Annotated in this window: 23 protein-coding genes and 1 tRNA gene; 15 read left to right on the top strand and 9 right to left on the bottom strand. The window is 61.5% G+C overall.

From position 1 onward, the window contains the following. Positions 1-34 precede the first annotated feature (34 nt). Positions 35-109: transfer RNA gene (locus tag ACODNH_RS04860), tRNA-Val, on the bottom strand. A 178-nt stretch (positions 110-287) separates the two neighbouring features. On the opposite strand from ACODNH_RS04860, the gene trpD reads away from it, so the two are divergent. The 4 genes from trpD to trpG are packed head-to-tail and all read left to right on the top strand — an operon-like array spanning position 288 to position 4,178. Beyond that, on the top strand, positions 288-1,283 hold the full coding sequence (gene trpD, locus ACODNH_RS04855) for an anthranilate phosphoribosyltransferase (protein ID WP_434531002.1): 996 nt from the start codon (positions 288-290) through the stop codon (positions 1,281-1,283). Continuing rightward, positions 1,280-1,924, top strand: coding sequence for a phosphoribosylanthranilate isomerase (locus ACODNH_RS04850; protein ID WP_434531001.1), 645 nt, complete (start codon positions 1,280-1,282; stop codon positions 1,922-1,924). Before trpD ends, ACODNH_RS04850 begins: the two co-directional genes overlap by 4 nt. Next, positions 1,921-3,558 carry an anthranilate synthase component I gene (gene trpE, locus ACODNH_RS04845; RefSeq protein WP_434531000.1) on the top strand — a complete coding sequence of 546 codons (1,638 nt, stop codon included), beginning with the start codon at positions 1,921-1,923 and terminating at the stop codon, positions 3,556-3,558. The genes ACODNH_RS04850 and trpE overlap by 4 nt, the downstream gene beginning before the upstream one ends. Next, a complete protein-coding gene (gene trpG, locus ACODNH_RS04840) occupies positions 3,555-4,178 on the top strand; it encodes an anthranilate synthase component II (protein WP_434530999.1) in 624 nt (207 codons plus the stop codon). Before trpE ends, trpG begins: the two co-directional genes overlap by 4 nt. Here the strand turns inward: trpG and ACODNH_RS04835 are convergent. Beyond that, entirely contained in the window at positions 4,175-4,363 is a 189-nt protein-coding gene (locus tag ACODNH_RS04835) for a hypothetical protein (RefSeq protein ID WP_170095686.1), read from the bottom strand. The genes trpG and ACODNH_RS04835 overlap by 4 nt on opposite strands. Before the next feature lie 132 nt (positions 4,364-4,495). Between ACODNH_RS04835 and ACODNH_RS04830 the strand changes: the two genes are divergently transcribed. Beyond that, on the top strand, positions 4,496-4,696 hold the full coding sequence (locus ACODNH_RS04830; RefSeq protein ID WP_434530998.1) for a hypothetical protein: 201 nt from the start codon (positions 4,496-4,498) through the stop codon (positions 4,694-4,696). Positions 4,697-4,810: 114 nt separating this feature from the next. Here ACODNH_RS04830 and ACODNH_RS04825 read toward each other — a convergent pair whose 3' ends face one another. Both ACODNH_RS04825 and pyrF read right to left on the bottom strand, forming a co-directional pair. Further along, complete coding sequence (locus ACODNH_RS04825) at positions 4,811-5,779, bottom strand: PQQ-binding-like beta-propeller repeat protein (RefSeq protein WP_434530997.1); 969 nt, start codon at positions 5,777-5,779, stop codon at positions 4,811-4,813. 390 nt (positions 5,780-6,169) lie between these two features. Next, positions 6,170-7,003, bottom strand: coding sequence for an orotidine-5'-phosphate decarboxylase (gene pyrF, locus ACODNH_RS04820; RefSeq protein ID WP_434530996.1), 834 nt, complete (start codon positions 7,001-7,003; stop codon positions 6,170-6,172). Positions 7,004-7,125: 122 nt separating this feature from the next. On the opposite strand from pyrF, the gene ACODNH_RS04815 reads away from it, so the two are divergent. Further along, complete coding sequence (locus tag ACODNH_RS04815; RefSeq protein WP_434530995.1) at positions 7,126-7,608, top strand: hypothetical protein; 483 nt, start codon at positions 7,126-7,128, stop codon at positions 7,606-7,608. A 53-nt stretch (positions 7,609-7,661) separates the two neighbouring features. Here the strand turns inward: ACODNH_RS04815 and ACODNH_RS04810 are convergent, their stop codons facing one another. Together ACODNH_RS04810 and ACODNH_RS04805 are read right to left on the bottom strand one after the other, a co-directional pair. Then, entirely contained in the window at positions 7,662-8,006 is a 345-nt protein-coding gene (locus ACODNH_RS04810; protein ID WP_434530994.1) for a hypothetical protein, read from the bottom strand. Beyond that, a complete protein-coding gene (locus tag ACODNH_RS04805; RefSeq protein WP_434530993.1) occupies positions 8,006-8,446 on the bottom strand; it encodes a DUF2240 family protein in 441 nt (146 codons plus the stop codon). Before ACODNH_RS04805 ends, ACODNH_RS04810 begins: the two co-directional genes overlap by 1 nt. 90 nt (positions 8,447-8,536) lie before the next feature. On the opposite strand from ACODNH_RS04805, the gene ACODNH_RS04800 reads away from it, so the two are divergent. Further along, the gene (locus tag ACODNH_RS04800; protein ID WP_004518146.1) at positions 8,537-8,908 is read left to right on the top strand and encodes a 30S ribosomal protein S8e; all 372 of its coding nucleotides are present in this window, start codon (positions 8,537-8,539) and stop codon (positions 8,906-8,908) included. Positions 8,909-8,962: 54 nt separating this feature from the next. Here ACODNH_RS04800 and ACODNH_RS04795 read toward each other — a convergent pair whose 3' ends face one another. Next, positions 8,963-9,961, bottom strand: coding sequence for a phosphate uptake regulator PhoU (locus ACODNH_RS04795; RefSeq protein WP_306708013.1), 999 nt, complete (start codon positions 9,959-9,961; stop codon positions 8,963-8,965). Positions 9,962-10,272: 311 nt separating this feature from the next. Between ACODNH_RS04795 and ACODNH_RS04790 the strand changes: the two genes are divergently transcribed. The 4 genes from ACODNH_RS04790 to pstB are packed head-to-tail and all read left to right on the top strand — an operon-like array spanning position 10,273 to position 14,887. Beyond that, positions 10,273-11,280 (top strand): PstS family phosphate ABC transporter substrate-binding protein, encoded by a 1,008-nt coding sequence (locus tag ACODNH_RS04790; RefSeq protein ID WP_434530992.1) that lies wholly within the window; start codon positions 10,273-10,275, stop codon positions 11,278-11,280. Between the two features lie 51 nt (positions 11,281-11,331). After that, the gene (gene pstC, locus ACODNH_RS04785; RefSeq protein ID WP_306708008.1) at positions 11,332-12,264 is read left to right on the top strand and encodes a phosphate ABC transporter permease subunit PstC; all 933 of its coding nucleotides are present in this window, start codon (positions 11,332-11,334) and stop codon (positions 12,262-12,264) included. A 19-nt stretch (positions 12,265-12,283) separates the two neighbouring features. Then, positions 12,284-13,984: a phosphate ABC transporter permease PstA gene (pstA, locus tag ACODNH_RS04780; protein ID WP_434530991.1), complete on the top strand. Its 1,701-nt coding sequence runs from the start codon at positions 12,284-12,286 to the stop codon at positions 13,982-13,984. A 3-nt stretch (positions 13,985-13,987) separates the two neighbouring features. Next, positions 13,988-14,887: a phosphate ABC transporter ATP-binding protein PstB gene (pstB, locus tag ACODNH_RS04775; RefSeq protein ID WP_306708004.1), complete on the top strand. Its 900-nt coding sequence runs from the start codon at positions 13,988-13,990 to the stop codon at positions 14,885-14,887. Positions 14,888-14,917: 30 nt separating this feature from the next. On the opposite strand, the gene ACODNH_RS04770 is transcribed toward pstB, so the two are convergent. Further along, complete coding sequence (locus ACODNH_RS04770) at positions 14,918-15,763, bottom strand: TatD family hydrolase (RefSeq protein WP_306708002.1); 846 nt, start codon at positions 15,761-15,763, stop codon at positions 14,918-14,920. Between the two features lie 51 nt (positions 15,764-15,814). Next, positions 15,815-16,261 carry an NYN domain-containing protein gene (locus ACODNH_RS04765; RefSeq protein WP_306707999.1) on the bottom strand — a complete coding sequence of 149 codons (447 nt, stop codon included), beginning with the start codon at positions 16,259-16,261 and terminating at the stop codon, positions 15,815-15,817. 163 nt (positions 16,262-16,424) lie between these two features. Between ACODNH_RS04765 and ACODNH_RS04760 the strand changes: the two genes are divergently transcribed. From ACODNH_RS04760 to gcvPA, 4 genes are all read left to right on the top strand, one after another. Continuing rightward, positions 16,425-18,221, top strand: a complete 1,797-nt coding sequence (locus tag ACODNH_RS04760) for a PAS domain-containing sensor histidine kinase (RefSeq protein WP_306707997.1) — start codon at positions 16,425-16,427, stop codon at positions 18,219-18,221. 146 nt (positions 18,222-18,367) lie between these two features. Then, complete coding sequence (gene gcvT, locus ACODNH_RS04755) at positions 18,368-19,459, top strand: glycine cleavage system aminomethyltransferase GcvT (RefSeq protein ID WP_306707995.1); 1,092 nt, start codon at positions 18,368-18,370, stop codon at positions 19,457-19,459. Beyond that, positions 19,456-19,839 (top strand): glycine cleavage system protein GcvH, encoded by a 384-nt coding sequence (gcvH, locus tag ACODNH_RS04750; protein WP_306707993.1) that lies wholly within the window; start codon positions 19,456-19,458, stop codon positions 19,837-19,839. The genes gcvT and gcvH overlap by 4 nt, the downstream gene beginning before the upstream one ends. Positions 19,840-19,946: 107 nt before the next feature. Further along, entirely contained in the window at positions 19,947-21,290 is a 1,344-nt protein-coding gene (gcvPA, locus tag ACODNH_RS04745; protein WP_434530990.1) for an aminomethyl-transferring glycine dehydrogenase subunit GcvPA, read from the top strand. The last annotated feature ends 20 nt before the right edge of the window (positions 21,291-21,310 follow it).

Genomic DNA, 21,310 nt, shown 5'->3' with positions numbered 1-21,310 from the left:
ACTCGCTTCGCTTGGGAGGTAGCAACAGTAGAAGTGGGTTCGGGCGGATTTGAACCGCCGGCCTCCTCCATGTCAAGGAGGTGTCATAACCGACCTAGACCACGAACCCTCACTGCGAGGTACACTACAATGTTTCCGGTGGGTATAATTGAAGGTTTCGAATTCCGTATCGCCACGTTGTCTGTTGATTGCCCACACATACTCGTCAGCGAGTAGGGGTCCCGATAGGCTTAAGTCAATGTACGGATTTGTACATCACAACACGAAAGAGTTCATTGGTGAATACAATGCAAGAGTATATTGAACGCGTCACTGACGGTGATGACCTGACACAGGACGAGGCTCGGGCCGTTTCGACGACTGTTTTCGAGGATGCAACCGAGGCACAGATCGGTTCGCTCCTGACGGCACTGCGGGCGAAAGGGGAGACGGAGGCTGAGATAGCCGGCTTTGCTGAGGGGATGCGCGACGCCGCCCGGACTATCCGGCCCGACCGCGAGGGGCTTGTCGACACCTGTGGGACCGGCGGGGACGACTACAACACGATCAACGTCTCGACGACGAGTGCCATCGTCGCTGCTGGGGCTGGCGTCCCCATCGCCAAACACGGCAACTACTCTGTCTCTTCATCTTCGGGGAGCGCCGACGTGCTCGAAGAGGTCGGCGTCGATATCGAGGCCGAACCGCCGGACGTCGAGGAGACGATCGAACGAGACGGCATCGGCTTCATGCTCGCGCCGGTGTTTCACCCGGCGATGAAGGCCGTCATCGGCCCGCGAAAGGAACTCGGGATGCGGACTGTGTTCAATATTCTCGGCCCACTGACGAACCCTGCCGACGCGGACGCACAGGTGCTGGGCGTTTACGACCCGGACCTCGTGCCCGTGATGGCAGAGGCGCTGGCCCGACTGGATGTCGAGCGGGCGCTGGTCGTCCACGGCGACGGCCTTGACGAGATCGCTATCCACGGCGAGACGGTCGTCGCAGAGGTCACCGGCGACCGGATCGCGGAGTACACCATCACTCCGGAAGACATGGGGCTTGAGACACGTGACATCGAGGCTATTTCCGGGGGATCGCCGGAAGAGAACGCCGCCGACCTTCGCGGCATCGTCACGGGCGAAGTCACCGGCGCGAAGCGGGACATCATTCTCGCCAACGCCGGCGCGGCCATCTACGTCGCTGACGTCGCCGACACGCACGAAGCGGGAGTCGAACAGGCCCGACAGGCCATCGAGTCGGGCGCGGCGGCCGACAAACTCGACGACCTGATCGGTGCATGACGCGCGTGAAGATCTGTGGCGTGACGGACAGCGTGGACCGCGACGCTGTCGTTAGGGCCGGCACTGACGCGGTCGGCGTCATCCACGGCGTCCCGGTCGACACACCGCGGGAAGTCAATGAGGAAACAGCCGAGACGCTCGTCGAGGGCGTCCCACCCTTCGTGACGAGCGTGCTGGTGACGATGCCGACGACGGTTCAGGAGGCCGTCAGGCGCATCGACAGGGTCGAACCCGATGCGGTGCAGGTCCATGACAGCCTCTCGCCGGCGGAACTTGGGGCCCTCAACAGCCGAGTCACACAGGACATCATCGCTGTGGTTGGGACGGACGCACCGACTATTGCAGACTACGCCGCCCATGCCGACGCCCTGCTCGTCGATTCGGTCGACGCCGACGGCGGCGGCGGCACGGGCGAGACACACGACTGGGAGCGCACGCGTGACCTCGTTGACTCGCTTGACGTTCCCGTCGTGCTGGCCGGTGGACTAACTCCCGAGAACGTGGCCGAGGCCGTCGAGACGGTCGCACCGTTCGCCGTCGACGTGGCGAGCGGCGTGGAGTCCGCTGGCGGCACGAAAGACCACGACGCAGTCGGGCGGTTCGTTCGGAACGCCAAGCGAGCGTCGGAGGGCACGGTATGACCCTCGATATCTCTCGCGAGGAGTTCGTCGAACACGCGAAGGCGGACCGCCCGGTCGTCGTCCGCACCGCCGCGGAACTCGATGTCGACGTGGAGCCGTTGACCGCATACGCAGCGCTGACCGGTCGCACGAGCGACGTGGCCGCAAACGACTACACGTTCCTGCTGGAAAGCGCCGAGAAGGTCGCCTCCAGCGATCCCGACGGCGCGTTCGCGCCGGAGACGGACGACCGACACGCCCGCTTCTCCTTTGTCGGCTACGACCCGCGCGCCGTCGTTACTGTGACCGGCGATGAGAGCGAGGTCGAGGCATTCGATGACCGCTACGCCGACCTCGTGACGACCGACGGCGGCGACGTGGTTGATGACCTTCGGGCGGCGATGCCCGACGTGGCGCTGCGGAACTTCCCGGCGATGGACCGCCAGCACCTCGAAGGCGGCCTCGTGGGCTTCCTCTCGTACGACGCCGTCTACGACCTCTGGCTCGATGAGGTCGGTCTGGATCGCCCCGACTCGCGGTTCCCGGACGCGCAGTTCGTTCTCACCACGTCGACGGTCCGGTTCGACCACGTCGAGGACACTGTCTCGCTCGTGTTCACGCCTGTTGTCAGGCAAGGCGAGGACGCTGGCGAGCGCTACGACGAACTGGCCGCCGAAGCCGAGCGGGTCGAGGCCGTTCTTACGGATCTGTCACCGCTTTCGACCGGCGGCTTCCGCCGCGAAGACGAAGTTGCTGGCCCAAGAGACGAGTACGAGGACGCTGTCGAACGCGCAAAGGAGTACGTCCTCTCGGGTGACATCTATCAAGGTGTCATTTCCCGAACGCGGGAATTGCATGGTGAGGTCGACCCGCTGGGCTTCTACGAGGCGCTCCGGGCTGTGAACCCATCGCCGTACATGTACCTGCTGGGCTACGATGACCTGACCATCGTCGGCGCGAGCCCGGAGACACTCGTCTCCGTCGCCGGCGACCACGTCGTCTCGAACCCCATCGCGGGGACGTGTCCGCGCGGGAACTCACCCGTCGAGGACCGCCGCCTCGCCGGCGAGATGCTCGCCGACGGGAAGGAGCGGGCCGAACACACGATGCTGGTCGATCTGGCGCGCAACGATGTGCGCCGGGTTTCCGAGGCCGGTAGCGTCCGCGTCCCGGAGTTCATGAACGTTCTCAAGTACAGCCACGTCCAGCACATTGAGTCCACCGTGACGGGTCGGCTGGCCGAAGACAAGGATGCCTTTGACGCCGCCCGCGCGACGTTCCCGGCAGGGACCCTCTCCGGTGCGCCGAAGATCCGCGCCATGGAGATCATCGACGAACTCGAACGCTCGCCGCGTGGTCCCTACGGCGGCGGCGTCGGTTACTTCGACTGGGACGGCGACACCGACTTCGCTATCGTCATCCGCTCGGCGACGGTCGAAGACGAGGGTGACCGGGATCGCATTACCGTCCAGGCCGGGGCCGGCATCGTTGCTGATTCCGACCCCGAAAGCGAGTACGTCGAGACCGAGCAGAAAATGGACGGCGTGTTGACGGCGCTGGAAGAAATCGAAGGGGAACCGGTCGACGCGGCTGGGAGTGCTGACGACGCTGAGGCTGCGACCGGAGCCGACGGCCCCGAGGAGGTGACCCGATGAGCGCGTCACAGCCCGCCGGCGAGGACGCCGTCAGGGACGACCTCCGGGTGCTGTTCGTCGACAACTTCGACTCGTTTACGTACAATCTCGTCGAATACGTCTCCGAGCACGCCGAGACCGAAGTCGTCCGGAACACAGCATCACTCGACGATGTGGAGGCGTTCGACCCCGACGCGATCATCCTTTCGCCGGGTCCGGGCCACCCGAAGAACGAACGGGACGTCGGTGTCACGCTCGATGTCCTCCGGGAGGTCAGCCCCGATGTGCCGACGCTGGGCGTCTGCCTCGGCCTCGAATCGGCGGTGTACGCCTACGGCGGTACCATCGGTCGTGCCCCGGAGCCGGTTCACGGCAAGGCGTTTCCCATCGACCACGACGAGCAGGGTGTTTTTGCGGGACTGGAACAGGGGTTCCAGGGCGGGCGCTATCACTCGCTCATCGCTGAGGACGTTCCCGAGGAGTTCGTCGTCAGCGCGACGACGGAGACCGAGGACGGCACGGAACTTGTGATGGGCGTCCGCCACCGCGAGTACCCCATCGAAGCCGTACAGTTCCATCCCGAGTCAGTCCTGACCGCGGTTGGCCACGACGTGATCCGGAACTTCCTCACCGACCTCTAAAGCACCTGGAAGCCCAGCATTCCGAGGAGCCAGAGGACAGCGACGGCGATGATAGCGATGATGACGAGCCGCCACGCCACTTTCATCACGAGCCGACCGACCAGTAGTACAACGGCGATAGCCAGCAAGCCGACGAGTAACGCTGGCAGTGATGGAAGCGATCCGAGCTGGAGGAGTGGCAACATATTATAGAGAGGAATGGCCACGGGGAAATACTTCGTGGCCAGCGAGAAGAGACTGTTCCGGCGTGGGCTTGCCGAACCGCTCCCGGCTCACGCCGCCAAACATTCAAACAGTCAGGTATGCTACTTGATATCATGAGCGTAGCCGGACTGTGTGAAATCTGTGAGCGCCCCGACGTGGACCACACCTGCGACAGGTGCGGGCGACTCGTCTGTGACCGCCACTGGGACGCGGACATCGGGATGTGCGTCGAGTGCGGTGCGGAGGTCGGGCAACCGAGCGACCGGAAGTCGCCGGAGGATATGCCCGACGGCGTGGATACGTACCGCTTCTGAACTATCTTGATTCGGAGGGAGAACCTCGTCAGCCACTGCAGGCACAGATGGACCGACGTGAGGCGTGACTAGGCCGAGTGCAGCGCCCCGCCGTTCGAGTGATACGGAACGAGGTCAGCGTTCGATGGCGTACATGTACCCGTCGTTGCTGCCGAAATAGACGGTGTCGTCGGTGATGAATGGTTTGGAGAACACAGCGTTGCCGGTTTTGACTGCCCACTGCTGCTCCCCTGATTTGGCGTCAAAGGCCCGCATATAGCCGTGACGGTCGCCGACGTACACTACACCATCGGCAACTCTTGGAAGGCTGTTGAGTGGCCCTTCTGTCTTCTCGGTCTGCCAGCGGACATCGCCCGTGGCTGTATTCACAGCATAAAAGACTCCCAGATCATTACCGAAATAGACTGTCTCATTCCAGACAACTGGGGTAGAATTAATATCAAGATCAGTTTCCAGTGACCAGATCAGACTACCGTTGTGACGGTTCAGTGCGTACAATCTACCGTCTCCTGACCCGACAAAGACGCGTTTTCCATCAACAGGAGCGCCTGCCCAGATCTTATCCTCCGTTGGGAAGTCCCACAGATGTTCACCAGTTATGGCATCAAGCGCGTAAAATGAGCCATCCGAACTCCCTATGTAGACAGTACCGTCATGTACAACAGGCCCAGCCCCGACACTGTTCTGAGTCATGTACGACCACTGCTTCTCTCCGGTGTCGGGATCAATTGCGTAGACATGGCTATCGAGACCGCCCACATACAGTGTACCGTTCTTAACAGTTGGATTACTGGTGATCTGGTCGTCTGTCTCGAAGTGCCAGCGCTCTGTTCCGTCTGGTGTGACCGCGTAAATGTTGGTATCTCGACTGCCAAAATATATTGTATTGGTAGCTACTTCTGGGCTCGACCAGATTTCACCATTGGTTGCGAACTTCCAGTTAAGCGATCCATCAGCCGGCGCCAATGCATAGAGGTGGTTGTCAGCACTCCCGGCGTAGAGGTGGCCATGCCTACTGTGCACAGCTGTACCGACGCGACCATCAGCCTGGTATCGCCACCGAAGCCGCCGTGGCTCAGGCACACGGTTGCCCTCAACGCCTTGATTTCGGCCTTGGAAGGAAGCGTAACAGCCGGCGCTCCCAGCCACACCGCCAGCGATCAACGTCAAGGCCTTACGTCGATTATATGTCATGTAAATTCTTGATTATACTCAGTTTTCCATAGATACGGTGTAGAAGGTTTTAGTTTAGATTTAGTTCATCAGTTAGTGAGAGTAAAATATCTTCGGTTGATCCGAACGATTGCGTATCCGGGCCCTCACAGTTTCGTTCCCCTCAGTGTCGATTTCCAGGGAACAGAACGAGTGAATCCGGTGACGCTCGGCGTCTCCACACTTAGCTGGTGTTCCACACGTGTGGAAAGCCGCAACGTCCTCGAGCCTGGTCCCTCTCTGTCTATGGTACGGTGGCTGTCACCGGAACTGGTTCAGTCGCTGTTTGAGTTGTTTTGCGGACTGGCCAGCGGCTTTGAAGAACGCGTCACCGGAGTCATCACGCCGCGTGTCGGCGTCCTCACCGGCGAAGATGATACCGCGCGAGGAGTTGACGAGTCCGACGCCGTCAGCGAGGCCGTGCTCGACGGCAGCCTCGGCGTCGCCGCCCTGCGCCCCGACGCCAGGAACGAGAAACGGGATGTCCGGGACCAGTTCGCGGATTTCTTCGAGTTCGTCGGGATTGGTCGCGCCGACGACGAGGCCGACGTTCCCGTTTCCGTTCCAGAGGTCTGCAAGGTGGACCACGCGCTCGTACAGTTTTTCGCCAGAGGCCAGTTCGAGGTCCTGAAGGTCCTCGCCGCCGGGGTTCGACGTGCGCCCGAGGACGAACACGCCCTTGTCCGCGCGCTGGAGGAACGGCTCCAGCGAGTCCCGGCCGAGGAACGGGTTGACCGTGATGGCGTCGGCGGCGGGTCCCTCCTCGTCGTCGAGAATCTGGGCGTACTGCCGTGCGGTGTTGCCGATGTCGCCCCGTTTGGCGTCCAGGAGGACGGGCACGTCTTTCCCGTGTGCGTAGGCGATTGTTTCTTCGAGGGCGCGCCAGCCGTCCGGGTCCTCGTAGAAGGCGGCGTTGGGCTTGTAGCAGGCGGCGTGTTCATGGGTCGCGTCGATGATACGGCGATTGAACTGCCAGCGCGGGAGGTCGGCGTCCAGCACGCTGTCGGGGAGGCGGGCAGGGTCCGGGTCAAGGCCGACCGACACCACGCTGTCGGCGGTCGCGATGCGGTCCGCGAGACGGTCGAAGAAGTGCATAGATACCGCAGCGGCTGGCAGCGATACAAGCGTTTCCTTCTCGAATCGTGTCCCACTTCGGTGGAATCAGATTTGATATTTTCTCCCCCTGTCTATTTCACACCGTAGGCAAAACCCCGCGTATGGATTGCTTCATGGATGTCGGCCACGTGGCCGAGACCCTCCCAGACCTGAGCGAAGCCCTGAACGACCCACGGCTGCGACAGTTTGGACTTGTCGGTGGTGTCATGCTCGTGGCCGTCGGCGCGTTCTTGTCGCTCGCCCCAGCGACCGGGCAGTGGCTATTCTGGTCGTATGCTGTCGCCGCGACGCTGGTGTTTCTCGGCGTCCCGCTGCTGTGTCTCGGCCTCGCTGCTCCCGACCCGGAGCCCGGGTCGCTGTTCCACCTCGGTATCGAACTGACGACGACACAGCGCCGGGCTGTCGCACTTGGATCGCTCTGTATCACCGTGACGCCGATTGTCATTACCGTTGGAACGCCGCTTGGCTTCCCATCACTGGTGCTTGCTATCGCTGCCGCGACGGCCATACTCGGTTCCGTGCTCGTCCTCACCGGTTTTGTTGCGTGGACGTCCGCGGCTATTGCTGAGCCGAGCCGTCACTGATCGCAGGTATTTCAGCTGGAATCCAATCGTTTTCTCACCTCGAAAAAGCCGCGCTACCCTGAGAGAGACTGCTCCAGCGCGTCGACTGCGGCTTTCACCGCTGCGCCGCTGTGAACAACAACGGTTGCCCCATCGACAGTGAGATCATCACGCTCCGGCACGGTTTCGGGCTCTTGCTCCAGGACCAACCGGGCCGTCTCCGGCGTCACCTCGACGACCGCGACCTCGGTACCGTCGGCTGCCACGCGGTAGGCAAAGGCACCTTTCGGTGTTGGTTCCACATCCCTGTCAGCATCGACGACAGAAACAGTAGAGAGCGGCCCGCGCTGAAGGCCTGTCAGTTCCGAGGCGAGCAACTGCCCGATCCGTCGACCGTCAGAAATGCTGTCTTTGACCATTAGAGTTCCTCCCGAACGTCCGCAGCGATTGCTTCGACGTCAACGCCTTCACTGCGCGCATACACCACAGCCGCGGCCTCCAGTGTCACGCCGATATCGGACTGGAGCGCATTGATGCCGGCGACGGCGGTCTGTTTCTCGATGCCAGCCTCGATAACGGCGTCGAGAACCCGTTCGAACGTCGACCGCGACTGCAGGATTTCCTCGCCCGGCGTAAACCCGTCTGGGATATCGGTGTGTGTGGCGTCAAAGGCGACGACGAGGTCGTCATCGTCCCGTTCGACCAAGCCCTCGCTCACGGCCACGTCGACCAGTGTCTTGGCTTGGTCAGGTGAGAACCAGTTCCGGTCTAGCGAGAGTGCGACAACGAACTCGCTTTCCGCCATCCGGTCGGTTCCACGCTGGCGGAACGGTGCGGCGACGGCCGTCTTCAGACTCATCGTCAGAGCAACCGGTCGGCGCGGGGGTAACGATTACGATGGCGAGTTGGCATCGAACGGTTCAAGTAGCCGCTGGGTCTTCCTTCCCGTATGAAAGACCAGGGACGCTCCCCTCGCAAGCGGACAGGTGGCCGACGACGACCGAACCACAAGAAGAAGAAACACGAGCTCGGGAAGGACACCGTCGAGACGCAGGTCGGCGAACAGCGACTGAAGACCGTCGACTCCCGCGGCAACACGCAGAAGGTCCGTGCGGTCAAGACCAACGTTGCAAGCATCGCCGACGGTGCAGAGACCATCGAGGCGACCATCGAGAACGTCGTGGAGAACCCGTCGAACCCGAACTACGCCCGACGAAACATCATCACGAAAGGCGCAATCCTCGAAACCTCCGAGGGACAGGCCCGCGTGACCTCCCGCCCCGGACAGCACGGTCAGGTCAACGCTGTGCTGGTCGAGTAATCCGGCACGCAATCAGCTTTTTCAGCTGTTCACGAATTCGGAGCGACAGCGCAGCTATGGCCGTGGGGCAGCCTTCTGGAGGGCGCTTTCGGCGATATTGCCGCCGTAGTCGGCGGTCCGGGACAGCGAGTCGACCACGCGGCCAAGTAGCTGTGCGCTCTGTGGGTCTAGCTCTCTGACTTTTCCATCGACCTCACGGGCGGTTTCGTCGACTTCGGGGATACGAGAGCGAGCCTCGTTTGCCAGTTCCACGGCCTCGTCGTTGTCGTCAGCTAACAGCGCATCCATCGCAGTTTCGGGGACAGCAATGGCCTCAGTCTCCAGTTGATCGAGAAGGTCGGCTGTTTCACCGGTGATTTCACCGATCTCCTGTGAGAGGCTGGCGATTTTGGTTGCGTGGTCGGCGATACGTTCGAGTTGCCGGGCGCTGGACTGGTAATCGAACACCGTCTCGCGTGGGAAGCCGATCTCGTTGGCCGCCGTCGGATTGCGAAGGACAGTTCGGAACACGCGCGAAACCATGTACCAGAGGCGGTCCACGTCGTCGTCGCGTTGCATCACGTCCGCCGCAAGGTCGTTGTCATCCTCGATGAGTGCCTCGACAGCGTCGGAGAGCATCGTCAACGAGACCAAGCGCATACGTGTAATAGCGTTAAGCACGGACAGTTCCGACGAATCGAGCAGGTCCTGCAGGACGACACGGTCGGCCGTCTCTTCAATCATCTCTAGGCCGACCAGTCCTTGTGTTGCATCGCGGATGATACGCCGCTGTTCGGCCGTTATACGGGCGGCCTCCAGTCGGATGATATCGAAGCCGCTGACGTACATCGTCATCACCGCCCGCGTGAGTTCGTGCCTGTTTTCGAGGCCAGTCACGTCGAGTGTTCCCTCGACGTGGTCGTCGCCGTGCTGTGGCGAGACCAGTAGCAGGTCGTCTTCAGCGTAAAACTCGACAATACTGCCGCTCTCGACGCCGTTCTCTGTCGCCCATTCCTTCGGTAATGAGACGGTATAGGTGGACCCGCCCGTCAGCTGTACTTTGCGCGTCTCCATAGTACTCTAAATACGCGCTGCGGATTTATAAAATATACTGTGACTATATATCAACGGTCGGAACTCTGACTTGCGCTGTCATGGAATTATGGCACATGATAGAGGCGCTCAGCCAAGTGGTCTGCTAGCAACATTATACCCACTGAATTGTTGTCCTGATCGGGGCGCAATCAGCTTTAGACACCTGTTACACCGGTTTTGACGTGTAGCGTGGTCGCCCCACATAACAATATATAGAAATATATAGCGTTTATATCTGGATATAGGGCTAATAGTAGGGTACTTATCCGCTCTGTAACTTCCATCAGGTGATGACAGATTCACCGAGCGGTGGTCTCTCTCGCCGTCGTTTTTTAACAAGTTCTGGTGCAATCGGGACACTGGCGCTGGCTGGTTGTGTCCAGAATACGAGCCGTGGCGACGGGAGTGGCTCCGATGGCAGTGGGTCTGACGGTAGCTCCGACGGGCTTTCGGGGCAGGTCATTATCAAGGGCAGCAGTACGGTGTTTCCCATCTCCGACGCGATGGCCGAGGAGTTCATGGAGGAACACGGAAACGTCAACGTTACTGTCGACTCCACGGGGAGCGGTGGAGGCTTCGAGAACTGGTTCTGTCCCGGCGACTCCGATATCAACGGGGCTTCCCGCCCCATCAGCGACGCCGAGATTGAGCAGTGTTCGGGAAACGACGTCGAGCCTGTCGAGTTCCAGGTCGCGGGCGATGCCCTGACCGTCGCGGTCAACAACGACGCCGACTGGGTCGACTGCATAACCTTCGACGAGCTGCGCCAGATCTGGAGCGACGAAGCGGGAGTCACGAACTGGTCGGACGTGCGCGACGAGTGGCCTGACATGGAGATCGAACGCTACGGCCCGGCGTCGACCTCCGGAACTTTTGACTACTTCAACGAGAACGTCGTCGGTGAGGACACCGAACACACGACCGAGTACCAGCCAACCGAGGAGGACGAGACCATTGTCCAGGGAATTCGTGACAACGAGGGCGGCATCGGGTACTTCGGGTTCGCCTACTACAACTCAAACTCTGAGGCGGTGAAGGCCGTCGAAGTCAAGGCCGAGGAAGACGGCGAATGTACCGCCCCGAGCCTGGCAAACGCCAAGGACGGCTCGTACCCGCTGGCCCGGCCGCTGTTCATCTATGCGTCCGAGTCATCCCTTCAAAACGAGGCGGTCTACGAGTTCATTCGGTTCTACCTCGAGCAGGCCGAAACCGATATCGTCCAGGATATCGGGTACGTGCCTTCGAGCGCCGAGCAGCGCGACGAGAACCTCGAAAAGCTGGACGAGGTCGCTGGCTAACACAGTACAGAGTCGGCTTACTCACATGGATACATTATTGGAGACAACACAATGAGCACCGAGACGCCCGGGCCGGATATTACGTCCAGACCGAGAGGACGTGCAGCACGCGAGCGGATGTATCGATATGTCCTGCTCATGTGTGCTGCCGCGTCAATTCTTGTCACCGTCAGCATCGTCGTGTTGCTCGCACGCGACGCGATTACGTTCTTTACGCTGGTGAACCCGGTCGACTTCTTCACCGGAACAGAGTTCCTCATCAGTCGGAACGTCTACGGGTTGCTCCCGTTGTTGAGCGGCACGCTGTTGGTGACGGTAATCTCTGCCGTCATCGCACTCCCAACAGGTGTCGCGGCCGCGGTCTATCTCAGCGAGTACGCTAGCGACCAGATGCGCTCAGTTCTGAAACCGGGTCTGGAAATTCTGGCCGGTATCCCGACAGTCGTCTACGGTATCTTTGCGCTCGTGTATGTGACACCGTTCCTCCAGACCATCGGGCTCCCGGTCAACACGTTCAACATCCTCAGCGCTTCCATCATGGTCGGTATCATGATTATCCCGATGGTTTCCAGTCTGAGCGAGGACGCAATGAGCTCCGTCCCGGACTCGCTACGACAGGCCGGCTACGGGATGGGTGCGACGAAGTTCGAGGTGACTACCGGCGTCGTCGTCCCCGCAGCGGCCTCAGGCATCTTCTCCTCGTTCATTCTCGCCCTGTCGCGGGCTATCGGCGAGACGATGATTGTCGTCGTCGCGGCCGGCAGTCGGCCACGGATGCTGAACCTCTCTGACCCGCTCGCGAACCTCTTCCAGGGGTACCAGCCGATGACGGCGGCGATGGTTCAGATCAACAGCGCCGATAGCGTCAGTCAACTGGGCTTTACCAGTCTCTTCGCTATCGGCCTGACGCTGTTCGTCATTACGTTCCTGTTGAACCTGCTGAGCAACCGAATTGCGGCGCGCTACCGGGAGGAGTACGAATGAACACTGGGGGACTGAACTGATGGCAACACGAGAACCTGAAACAGGCTGGCACGGAGAGAACAGCGACGTCAACCACCTGCGGGGGCGTGCCTTCGAGGCGACCTGTCTCGCGGCAACCGCGTTCGGACTCGTGTCCGTCATGCTTCTCCTGCTGTTCGTCGCCAACGACGCGTTTCGGCCCTTCTCGGCCGACGCAGGGTGGCTGGCGACCTACGCCGCTACGGTGCTGGTGCCGCTGGCCGCACTGGCTGTTTATTACTATCGTCTCGACGAACCGGCCGGCGAGGTCGCCTACGTCACCAGCGGACTGCCGGTCGTCGGACTGCTGCTCACAGGCGGGTTCGCGGTGCTGTTCATCGAACTACTCTCCGTGCTTGAGTGGTTCGCACTGCTCATCTCGCTGGTCGTGGCCGGCGGCCTAATCGTCGCACACAGCCGACTGCGGCCGAAGGCCGCGCTCGAACGTCTTGGTGTCGTGTTCCTCTCTCCAGTCATCACCGTGTTCGGTCTGCCACCCACCAGATTCAACTGGTTCGTCACCGACGCCGCCGCGGCGCTTGGTCTCGATTTCGGGCTGTACTACCGCGTGATCAGCCTCCGGGAAGCGATCCTGATGCTCCCGTTCGTGCCCACGGACTGGGTCATGCTACTCCTAACGCTCGTACTCCCGGTCGCCGGCGCCGCAGGCTGGTTCGTCAAACAGCGACGCGAGTCGCGGCGTGACGGCCTGGCCGTCGTCGGGCTGACGACGGCAGTGGCGGTACTGGGCGTCGTCGCCGGACCGCTACTCGGAATTGGGACTGACGTGTGGCTGCTCATAGTCACGTTCGCCGTACTCCCGCTGGGTGTCTATGTCGAAGGCGTGGTCCGTCGTGGCGAGGGCGTCCGCGGCCTCGCCTTCCCGGTCGTCGGCGTACTGGGTGTGGTCGTCGGCGGCGTCGTCACCGGCGCACTTGGGTTCGCCGGACCGGACCCATGGCTCGACTGGGGGTTCCTGACGAGCGCGACCTCCCGGACCGCCGCTGATGCCGGTATCTACCCTGCGATGGTCGGCTCAGTGATGATGATTATCGTGATCGTGCTCACCACCTTCCCGGTCGGCGTCGGGGCGGCGATTTACCTCGAGGAGTACGCCCCCTCACAAGGATTGATGGGCAAGTTCGTCACGCTCATCGAGATCAACATCGGGAACCTCGCCGGTGTCCCATCGGTCGTGTACGGCCTGCTCGGACTGGCGCTTTTCATCCGGGTGCTCCAGTGGCCCCAGGGGTCCATTATCGTCGCCGGCCTCGCCGTCGGCCTGCTGATACTCCCGATCGTAATCATCTCCGCCCAAGAGGCGATCCGATCCGTTCCCGACTCGTTCCGGCAGGCGTCCTACGGAATGGGAGCGACCCGCTGGCAGACGATCCGACAGGTCGTCCTCCCCGAAGCACTTCCGGGCATTCTGACCGGAACGATACTGGCGCTGGGTCGGGCTATCGGCGAGACGGCCCCGCTGTTGATGATCGGGGCGGCAGCGTCGGTCCGGCTCGCGCCGAACAGCTTCTTCGACGTGGCGAGTATGATGCCCCGCCAGATCTTTTCGTGGTCGTCGGAACTGGACCCGGCGTTCCGCCACGGCGTGCTGGCGGCCGGCGTGATTACACTGCTTGCGGTGTTGCTGGTGATGAACGCGACAGCGATTGTCATCCGGAACCGGTATCAGCGAACAGGATAATTCATGACAGAGAACGAGATGACGAGCAACGACAGTACCGAACCCACACCGACCACTGAAACGGCCGCGTCGTCACCCGACCCGTCCGGTGATCCTCTCATCGAACAGTCGATCGACGTGGAGGGAACCGGCGCGACCGCGGCCGAGACGGGGAAGCCAGTCATCGAGTCCCGCGACCTGAACGTGTTCTACGGCGAGACGCAGGCGCTACAGGGTATCGATCTGGCCATCCCGGAAAAACAGGTGACGGCCATGATCGGTCCCTCCGGCTGTGGCAAGTCCACGTTCCTGCGGTGTATCAACCGCATGAACGATCTCATCGACGCGGCGCGGGTCGAGGGAGACCTCTACTTCGAGGGCAAGAACGTCTACGATGCCGACGTGGATCCGGTGGCGCTGCGGCGACGCATTGGGATGGTGTTCCAGCATCCGAACCCCTTCCCAAAGAGCATCTACGACAACGTCGCCTACGGCCTCCGGATTCAGGACCAGACGGAGAACATAGACGAGAAGGTCGAGACGGCGCTCAAGCGTGCCGCGCTGTGGGACGAAGTCAAAGACCAACTTGACAAGAGCGCACTCGACCTCTCAGGCGGCCAGCAACAGCGGCTCTGCATCGCCCGTGCCATCGCCGTTGATCCGGATGTGATCTTGATGGACGAGCCGGCGTCGGCACTTGACCCGATCGCCACCTCGAAAATTGAGGACCTCATTGAAGAGCTGGCTGAGGAGTTCACTGTCGTCATCGTGACGCACAATATGCAGCAGGCGGCCCGCATCTCCGACAAAACCGCCGTCTTCCTCACCGGCGGGGAACTCGTTGAGTTCGACGATACGGACAAGATCTTCGAGAACCCCGACAGCCAGCGTGTCGAGGACTACATCACCGGCAAGTTTGGATAGCTGTCCCCAGTCGCTCTTCCCTGTCGCCGCTCACCGCTCCAGCGTCGCTTCGGTGTCAATGCCGTACACTGCCTTCGGTGTCTCGACGTGTGCCGTTCTGATCGCGTCGTCGTGTCCGTTTTCGAGTAGCCAGCGAACGCGCCGCGGCACGGTCTTCGGTCCAAGCACCGCGCCGGGGCGGTCCGGGTCGTCGATGTAGTCAGTCTCCATTAGGAACGGCTCGTCGGACTCGACCGCGATTTCCAGTTCGTCTTTGTCTGCAAGTACTGATTTGACTGGGCCACGGAGTCGGCCGCCGGAGTAGTGTTTGACGACCTGCGTGCGGTCAAGGCCGCGGTCTTCGGCCCATCGAGCGACTTCTTCGAAGTCTTCGCCGCCCTCGGTGTGGAGCTGTATCGCACAGCCCACGTCGGCGGCGCGTTCGAACCCGTGACACATCACTTCGTTCGAGGCCTCCCAGACGGCGTCGTCCACATCGTAGTGTGGGCGGCCGGACTTTATCGCGAGCGCGTCACCGTTCTCGACGTACTCCACTGCCACGTCAAGGCCGGCCTGCATGATGTCTCGCGCTTCGGTCGGCGTGTAGCCGTCGTCGACGAGCTTCGAAATTAGCGCCGGGTGGACACCGAGGACGGGCCAGGCGCGACCGTCCAGCACCTCAGTCGCTGCAGCGGCGGCCTCAACGGTCAGGTCAAACCCCTTTCGGAAGATCGCTTCATTGGTGGCCGTCTCGACGAGATGCCAGGACGGCTTGTTGAGCACCAGCAAGTGTGTGCCACCCTGTGACGCGAACTCCTCGGCTGCCGCGACGTTCCGACCGTTGACCGGGTCGAGATGGAGGTGGTTGTCCAGTACCGGCGTGTCGTCGATATCCATACGTGCTCAATGGTACTGGCAGAAAAAACAGTTGCCGTCATGGGCTGATCCTTAGAGCGTTACTGCGTCTTCAGCCGCGTTGCGTAACGCGTCAGAGCGACCGTACTCTCCCGGCGCGATGGCGACCGTTCTAATCCCTTCCCGTGCGGCTACTTCCAGCGCCGGCTTGAAATCCGTATCCCGCGAGGCGACGGCCAGCACGTCTATCTGGCCAGCGACGGCGGCGTCTGTCGCGTCAACAGCAAGTCGGACATCAACGTCACCGCTGGTGGTTCGAACCTCGAACCCGCGAGCCTCGGCGGCCTGGATGAGTCCCGGCGAGGCGTTCTGGTCGACGTAGAGGCGAGTGACTGCCAGCGGGCCGTACTCAGCCGCAATATCCCGGACCTCGTCTAAATCGACATCGAACTCAGACCTGAGCACGTTTGGGCCGTCGACGAACAGTCCGACGCGCTGCTGCGAGTCTTTCTCCTCGAATATCCGACGAAGCAGCTTCATGCGCCCCTTTCCCCGCCCGGGCCGCTTATGCGTGCCGCTTCGGCCTGTAAACCTTTCACCGCTATATAGAATAGCATGGCGCAAAACTTAGGATGATACCTCCCACACACTACGGACGCATTTCCATGCGGAGTCGGCCAGCAACAAGCATAGGATTTGACACATGAGCAAAGAATCTCTACACGATCAAGACGTGCTAAACGGGCTTTGTGAGATAATTTCCGATCCGGCTATCGTTCTAGACGCCAACGGTGTCTTTGTTGATGTCATCGATAATGCTCACAACGGGGAATTATTTTTCAAAGATCCGGAAGCACTACTGGGAACTGATCTCTGGGATATTTTCTCTACAGCACAGGCAGACCAGTTCTACACGACTATCGAGGACGTTTTAGAAACAGGTGAGCAGCAGCACATTGAGTATCAGCTATCGCTCGAGCATGGAAAGCGATACTTCGAGGCCCGTGTCACGCCGGTCGGCGGTGATAGCGTTGGGCGCGTGCTATGGCTGGCGGAGGATATCACACAGCGTAAGCGGCGGCGAGAAAAGCAGGCCCTCCTTGAGCGGGTGTTTGAGGTTAGTCCAGTCGGTATCGTCGTCGTCGAACGATCTGGCAGAATCTCGCTGGCTAATGATCGTGCCGAGGAGCTACTCGGTCTTGAACGAGATAAAATCACCCAAAGACGATACAACCAGCCGGTGTGGGACATATACTACGAAGACGGGACGCCGATTCCCGACTCAGAACACCCGGTTACGCGGGTGCTCGAATCGGGTGAGCCTGTGTTTGGGTTCGAGCACTGGATAGAACTCGCTGACGGGAATGAGCGGTGGCTTTCGAGCAATGCCGCGCCCATCCTAGGTGATGACGGGACCGTTGAGCGCGTCGTCGTTGGTCTGGATGACGCAACGAGATTGAAACAGCGAGAGGAACAGCTGGAGTGGCTCGTCGGGACCGAAACCCTGGCCGACGTTGGTGGGTGGGAACTCGATCTGGAAACGGGTCTGATAGAGGGCACTGCCGGGATGAAGCGCCTTTACGGAATGCCAGAGTACAATCCGACACTTGAGGAGGCCCTTGAGCAGTACCACCCCAACGATAGAGCGGCACTTCGCGATGCTATTGAGACCTGTCGTGAAACCGGCGAACCGATGGAACTGGAAGCACGCCGTCAGACCGCTGACGAAACCGAGCGCTGGTTCCGACTCCGGGCTGAAAAAACTGTCCGGGACGGAACACCGAAACTACGAGGCATCGTTCGCGACATCACTCAGGACAAAGAGCGAGAGCAGCGGCTCATGGTCATGAGTCGAATTCTCCGGCACAACATCCGGAACAAGCTGACGGTGATACGGGGTAATTCGAGACTCCTCAAAAAAGAACTCGACTCGCCTGACTTCTCCGTTGACGCTGCCAGCGGACACATCGACAGAATCGAAAACGCCTCGAAAGAACTCGACTCGTTAGCCGAGCGAGCACGGACGTTCGACCGGGTCATCGAACGAGACCTTCGAAGCGGGACAGTCCATCTCCAGCAACTGCTCAGTGATATCCGGGATGCCCTCACAGAGCAACATTCCAAGGCGACCATTGAGGCAGCGCCCACTGATGCGGTGGTGTCGGGTGACAGGATGGCTATCGACCTGATACTGGAGATCCTTGTCGAAAACGCGCTGGAATACAGCGACCTGCCCGACCCAACAGTCAAGCTTACGGCCGAAGAGACGCCGACGGGCCACGTGACAGTCAGGGTCGATACCGATGGGTCCGCTATCCCGGATATGGAACGCAATGTCTTGGCTTCGGAGATTGAGGGGCCAGTGGCACACAGCCGTGGGCTCGGGTTGTGGGCGGTTACGTGGCTTGTCCGACGCCTCGGTGGGTCCGTGACTATTGACGAGAATCTTGACGGCGGAACGGGAGTCGAACTCGTGTTCCCGCTGGCGCGAAGTGAGTAACGACGGCCGACAGCTAATTTTCGGTCCCAGTCTTGTCGTCCCATCTACCGCAATCGCCGATTTGATATCGCGGTATATGATTTATTGGTGGCCTGCGGGCGGTGGAGGGCCAAACGGTAAGACCACGCGGTACGAGAGGTCCGCGTATGACACTGCGGGCACCACCGCTTTCCGGGGCTCACAAACGAGCAGACGCTTCGTTCACCGATTTCGGCGGGTGGGAGATGCCAGTCGAATTCGAGTCGATCCGTACAGAACACGAGGCAGTTCGGAGCGAAGCCGGGAAGTTCGACGTTTCGCACATGGGACAGATAACCGTGGCCGGGCCGGACGCGGCGACGCTGACACAGCGGCTGACCACCAACGACGTGACCGTGCTGGACCCGGGCGAGGCCCAGTACGGGGCCATCACAGACGAAGACGGGATTATGCTAGATGACACCGTCGTCTATCGACTGCCGGAAGGCGCAGCCGATGAGTTCCTGTTCATCCCGAACGCCGGGCACGACGGGGAGATGACCGAGCGGTGGCTCTCTGAGCGGGATGAACGAGAACTCGACGCGACAGTGACAAACCGCACTGAGGAGTACGCGATGATCGCTGTCCAGGGGCCAGAGGCCCCGGACCTGCTGTCGGCCGAGACAGATGTCTCGCTCGCTGATCTGTCTCGGTTCAACGTGGCTGACGGGGCTGTCGCCGGCGTTGACTCGCTAATCGCTCGGACGGGCTACACGGGCGAACCCGGCTTCGAAATCCTCTGCCCGCCCAACGGTGCTGAGGCGATCTGGAGCGCGCTTGAGTGCCAGCCCTGCGGTCTCGGCGCGCGCGACACGCTCCGTCTAGAAATGGGCTTTCTGCTCTCCGGCCAGGAATTCCACCCGGTTGACGAGCCCAGAACGCCCCACGAGGCCGGCATCGGCTGGACGGTCGCGCTCGATACGGATTTCGTCGGTCGGGACGCGCTGGAAGGCGTCGCCGCGGACGGTCCCGAAGAGAAGCTCATCGGCATCGAACTCCTCGACCGTGGCGTCCCGCGCCACGGGTACGACGTGACAACGCCAGCGGGGGAGCCGATCGGCCACATCACCAGCGGAACGATGAGTCCGACACTGGGATCGCCGATTGCCCTCGCCTACGTCCCGGCGGCGTACGCCGAACCGGACGAGTCCGTCCGCGTTGTCGTCCGCGGTGAACCGAAGAAAGCACGTACCAGGAGCACGCCATTCCTCGATAGATGAGCTTCGACGTTCCCGACGACCTGCGATATCTGGAGTCACACGAATGGGTACGCGTCGCCGGAGACACCGCCAAGGTCGGCATCACGGCGTTCGCACAGGATGAACTCGGCGACGTGGTGTTCGTCGAACTGCCCGAGGAAGGGGCGGAGCTGACCGCTGGTGAGGACTTCGGCGTGGTGGAGTCCATCAAGGCTGTATCCGATGTGTACGCCCCCGTCTCCGGGACTGTCACGGCAGTCAACGACCGGCTCCGCGACGAGCCGGAACTGCTGAACGAAGACCCGTTCGGTGACGGCTGGATGCTCACGGTCGAGGTCGATGACGAGAGCGAAACTAATGACCTGCTCTCACCCGACGCGTATCGCGACCAGATCGAGTAACTCCCAGTGGCAGCGGTCCCCTACAGGGGTGAAAGGAGTAACCTAATGTGGGCACGGTCGCTAGCTGTCGATATCATGTCACCCCGGCGCTACTGGGTGTTTCTCAAATGAGTAACAGTAACTCACATGCGACAGGCAGTCCGTACGCACCGCAGACGGCCGCAGAAACCGCGGCGATGCTTGACGCGGTCGGAGCCGACGACCTCGAGTCGCTGTTCGACGTGCCCGAGTCCGTCGCCTTCGACGGCGAGTTCGGTATCGACGCCCGGAGCGAGCGGGCAGCGCGCCGGGAAGTCGCCGGCCTTCTGGGCCGCAACGCCGACCTCACCGAGTTCCTCGGTCGTGGCCACTACGACCATTACGTCCCGAGCGTTGTCGACGACCTCGCAAGCCGGTCGGAGTTCCTGACCTCCTACACGCAGTACCAGCCCGAGGTCGCACAGGGGTTCCTGCAGGCCCTCTTTGAGTTCCAGTCGATGCTGGTGGAGCTCACGGGACTGGGCGTCGCCAACTGCTCGATGTACGATGACGCGGCGGCGCTGGGCGAGGCGGCGACGCTGTCACAGCGCGTCCGCTCGGTGTCCGGCGATCGGATTCTAGTTCCCGAACACCTCCGGGAGGGCAAGCGCGCCGTGCTGGCGAACTATGCCGACGGGCCGGACCTCACGGTCGAGTCATACCCGATGACTGACGGCGTCGTCGACGTCCCGGCGCTGTCCGACCAGATCAGCGACGACACCGCGATGGTGTACGCCGAGTCGCCGACAGTTCGTGGCGTCATCGAGGAACGGCTCGGCGCAATCGGCGATCTGGCCCACGACCACGAAGCGCTGTTCTGTCTCGGCTCGGACCCGATAGCGCTGTCCCTGCTGGAGCGCCCGGCCGATGTCAGAGCCGACGTGGTTGTCGGCGACGCCGCATCGCTGGGGACCGGAACGGCGTACGGCTTCGGACTGGGGATGTTCGTCACCCGCGAGGAGTACTTGCGGCAGGTACCCGGTCGGCTGGTCGGGGCCAGCGAAGACGCCGCCGACCGCCGCGCGTACACGCTAACACTCCAGACGCGAGAGCAGCACATCCGCAAGGAGCGGGCTACCTCAAACATCTGTACGAACCAGGCGTGGGTCGCGCTCCGAACCGCGATGCACGCCGCGTGGCTCGGCCCGGACGGGCTGGTCGACCTCGCTGAGGACTGTGTCACTCGCGCTCGTGACCTGGCCGACCGCCTTGACGAGATTGTCGGTGTGACGGCCCCGATTCACGGCCGCCACCACTTCCGGGAGTTCCTCGCCCGCACGGACCAGCCCGCAAGCGCCATCGTTGCTGACCTCGCAGCCGATGGTTTCGCGGTCCACGCGGTTGACGACCACCTGGTGCAGGTGTGTGTGACCGAAACCACTGCTGACGCCGCAGACGAGTTTGTGGCAGCGTTCCGGGAGGTGGCGAAATGACACTCGCCTCACTGCGTTCG

The organism is Haloarcula sp. NS06, assembly GCF_051122755.1.
Taxonomy (GTDB): Archaea; Halobacteriota; Halobacteria; order Halobacteriales; family Haloarculaceae; genus Haloarcula.
This window is presented reverse-complemented; position numbering and strand designations above follow the sequence as displayed.

Bases quoted from the DNA above. Each gene is read 5' to 3' on its own strand.
- ACODNH_RS04810 (WP_434530994.1), bottom strand. From the start codon at position 8,006: ATGGTCAAAGACAGCATTTCTGACGGTCGACGGATCGGGCAGTTGCTC.
- pstA (WP_434530991.1), top strand. From the start codon at position 12,284: ATGGCAACACGAGAACCTGAAACAGGCTGGCACGGAGAGAACAGCGAC.
- gcvPA (WP_434530990.1), top strand. From the start codon at position 19,947: ATGAGTAACAGTAACTCACATGCGACAGGCAGTCCGTACGCACCGCAG.
- ACODNH_RS04770 (WP_306708002.1), bottom strand. From the start codon at position 15,763: ATGGATATCGACGACACGCCGGTACTGGACAACCACCTCCATCTCGAC.
- pstB (WP_306708004.1), top strand. From the start codon at position 13,988: ATGACAGAGAACGAGATGACGAGCAACGACAGTACCGAACCCACACCG.
- pyrF (WP_434530996.1), bottom strand. From the start codon at position 7,003: ATGCACTTCTTCGACCGTCTCGCGGACCGCATCGCGACCGCCGACAGC.
- trpD (WP_434531002.1), top strand. From the start codon at position 288: ATGCAAGAGTATATTGAACGCGTCACTGACGGTGATGACCTGACACAG.
- ACODNH_RS04795 (WP_306708013.1), bottom strand. From the start codon at position 9,961: ATGGAGACGCGCAAAGTACAGCTGACGGGCGGGTCCACCTATACCGTC.
- ACODNH_RS04805 (WP_434530993.1), bottom strand. From the start codon at position 8,446: ATGAGTCTGAAGACGGCCGTCGCCGCACCGTTCCGCCAGCGTGGAACC.
- ACODNH_RS04765 (WP_306707999.1), bottom strand. From the start codon at position 16,261: ATGAAGCTGCTTCGTCGGATATTCGAGGAGAAAGACTCGCAGCAGCGC.
- ACODNH_RS04835 (WP_170095686.1), bottom strand. From the start codon at position 4,363: ATGTTGCCACTCCTCCAGCTCGGATCGCTTCCATCACTGCCAGCGTTA.
- gcvH (WP_306707993.1), top strand. From the start codon at position 19,456: ATGAGCTTCGACGTTCCCGACGACCTGCGATATCTGGAGTCACACGAA.
- pstC (WP_306708008.1), top strand. From the start codon at position 11,332: ATGAGCACCGAGACGCCCGGGCCGGATATTACGTCCAGACCGAGAGGA.
- ACODNH_RS04830 (WP_434530998.1), top strand. From the start codon at position 4,496: ATGAGCGTAGCCGGACTGTGTGAAATCTGTGAGCGCCCCGACGTGGAC.
- ACODNH_RS04800 (WP_004518146.1), top strand. From the start codon at position 8,537: ATGAAAGACCAGGGACGCTCCCCTCGCAAGCGGACAGGTGGCCGACGA.
- gcvT (WP_306707995.1), top strand. From the start codon at position 18,368: ATGACACTGCGGGCACCACCGCTTTCCGGGGCTCACAAACGAGCAGAC.
- trpE (WP_434531000.1), top strand. From the start codon at position 1,921: ATGACCCTCGATATCTCTCGCGAGGAGTTCGTCGAACACGCGAAGGCG.
- ACODNH_RS04815 (WP_434530995.1), top strand. From the start codon at position 7,126: ATGGATTGCTTCATGGATGTCGGCCACGTGGCCGAGACCCTCCCAGAC.
- ACODNH_RS04850 (WP_434531001.1), top strand. From the start codon at position 1,280: ATGACGCGCGTGAAGATCTGTGGCGTGACGGACAGCGTGGACCGCGAC.
- ACODNH_RS04760 (WP_306707997.1), top strand. From the start codon at position 16,425: ATGAGCAAAGAATCTCTACACGATCAAGACGTGCTAAACGGGCTTTGT.
- ACODNH_RS04790 (WP_434530992.1), top strand. From the start codon at position 10,273: ATGACAGATTCACCGAGCGGTGGTCTCTCTCGCCGTCGTTTTTTAACA.
- trpG (WP_434530999.1), top strand. From the start codon at position 3,555: ATGAGCGCGTCACAGCCCGCCGGCGAGGACGCCGTCAGGGACGACCTC.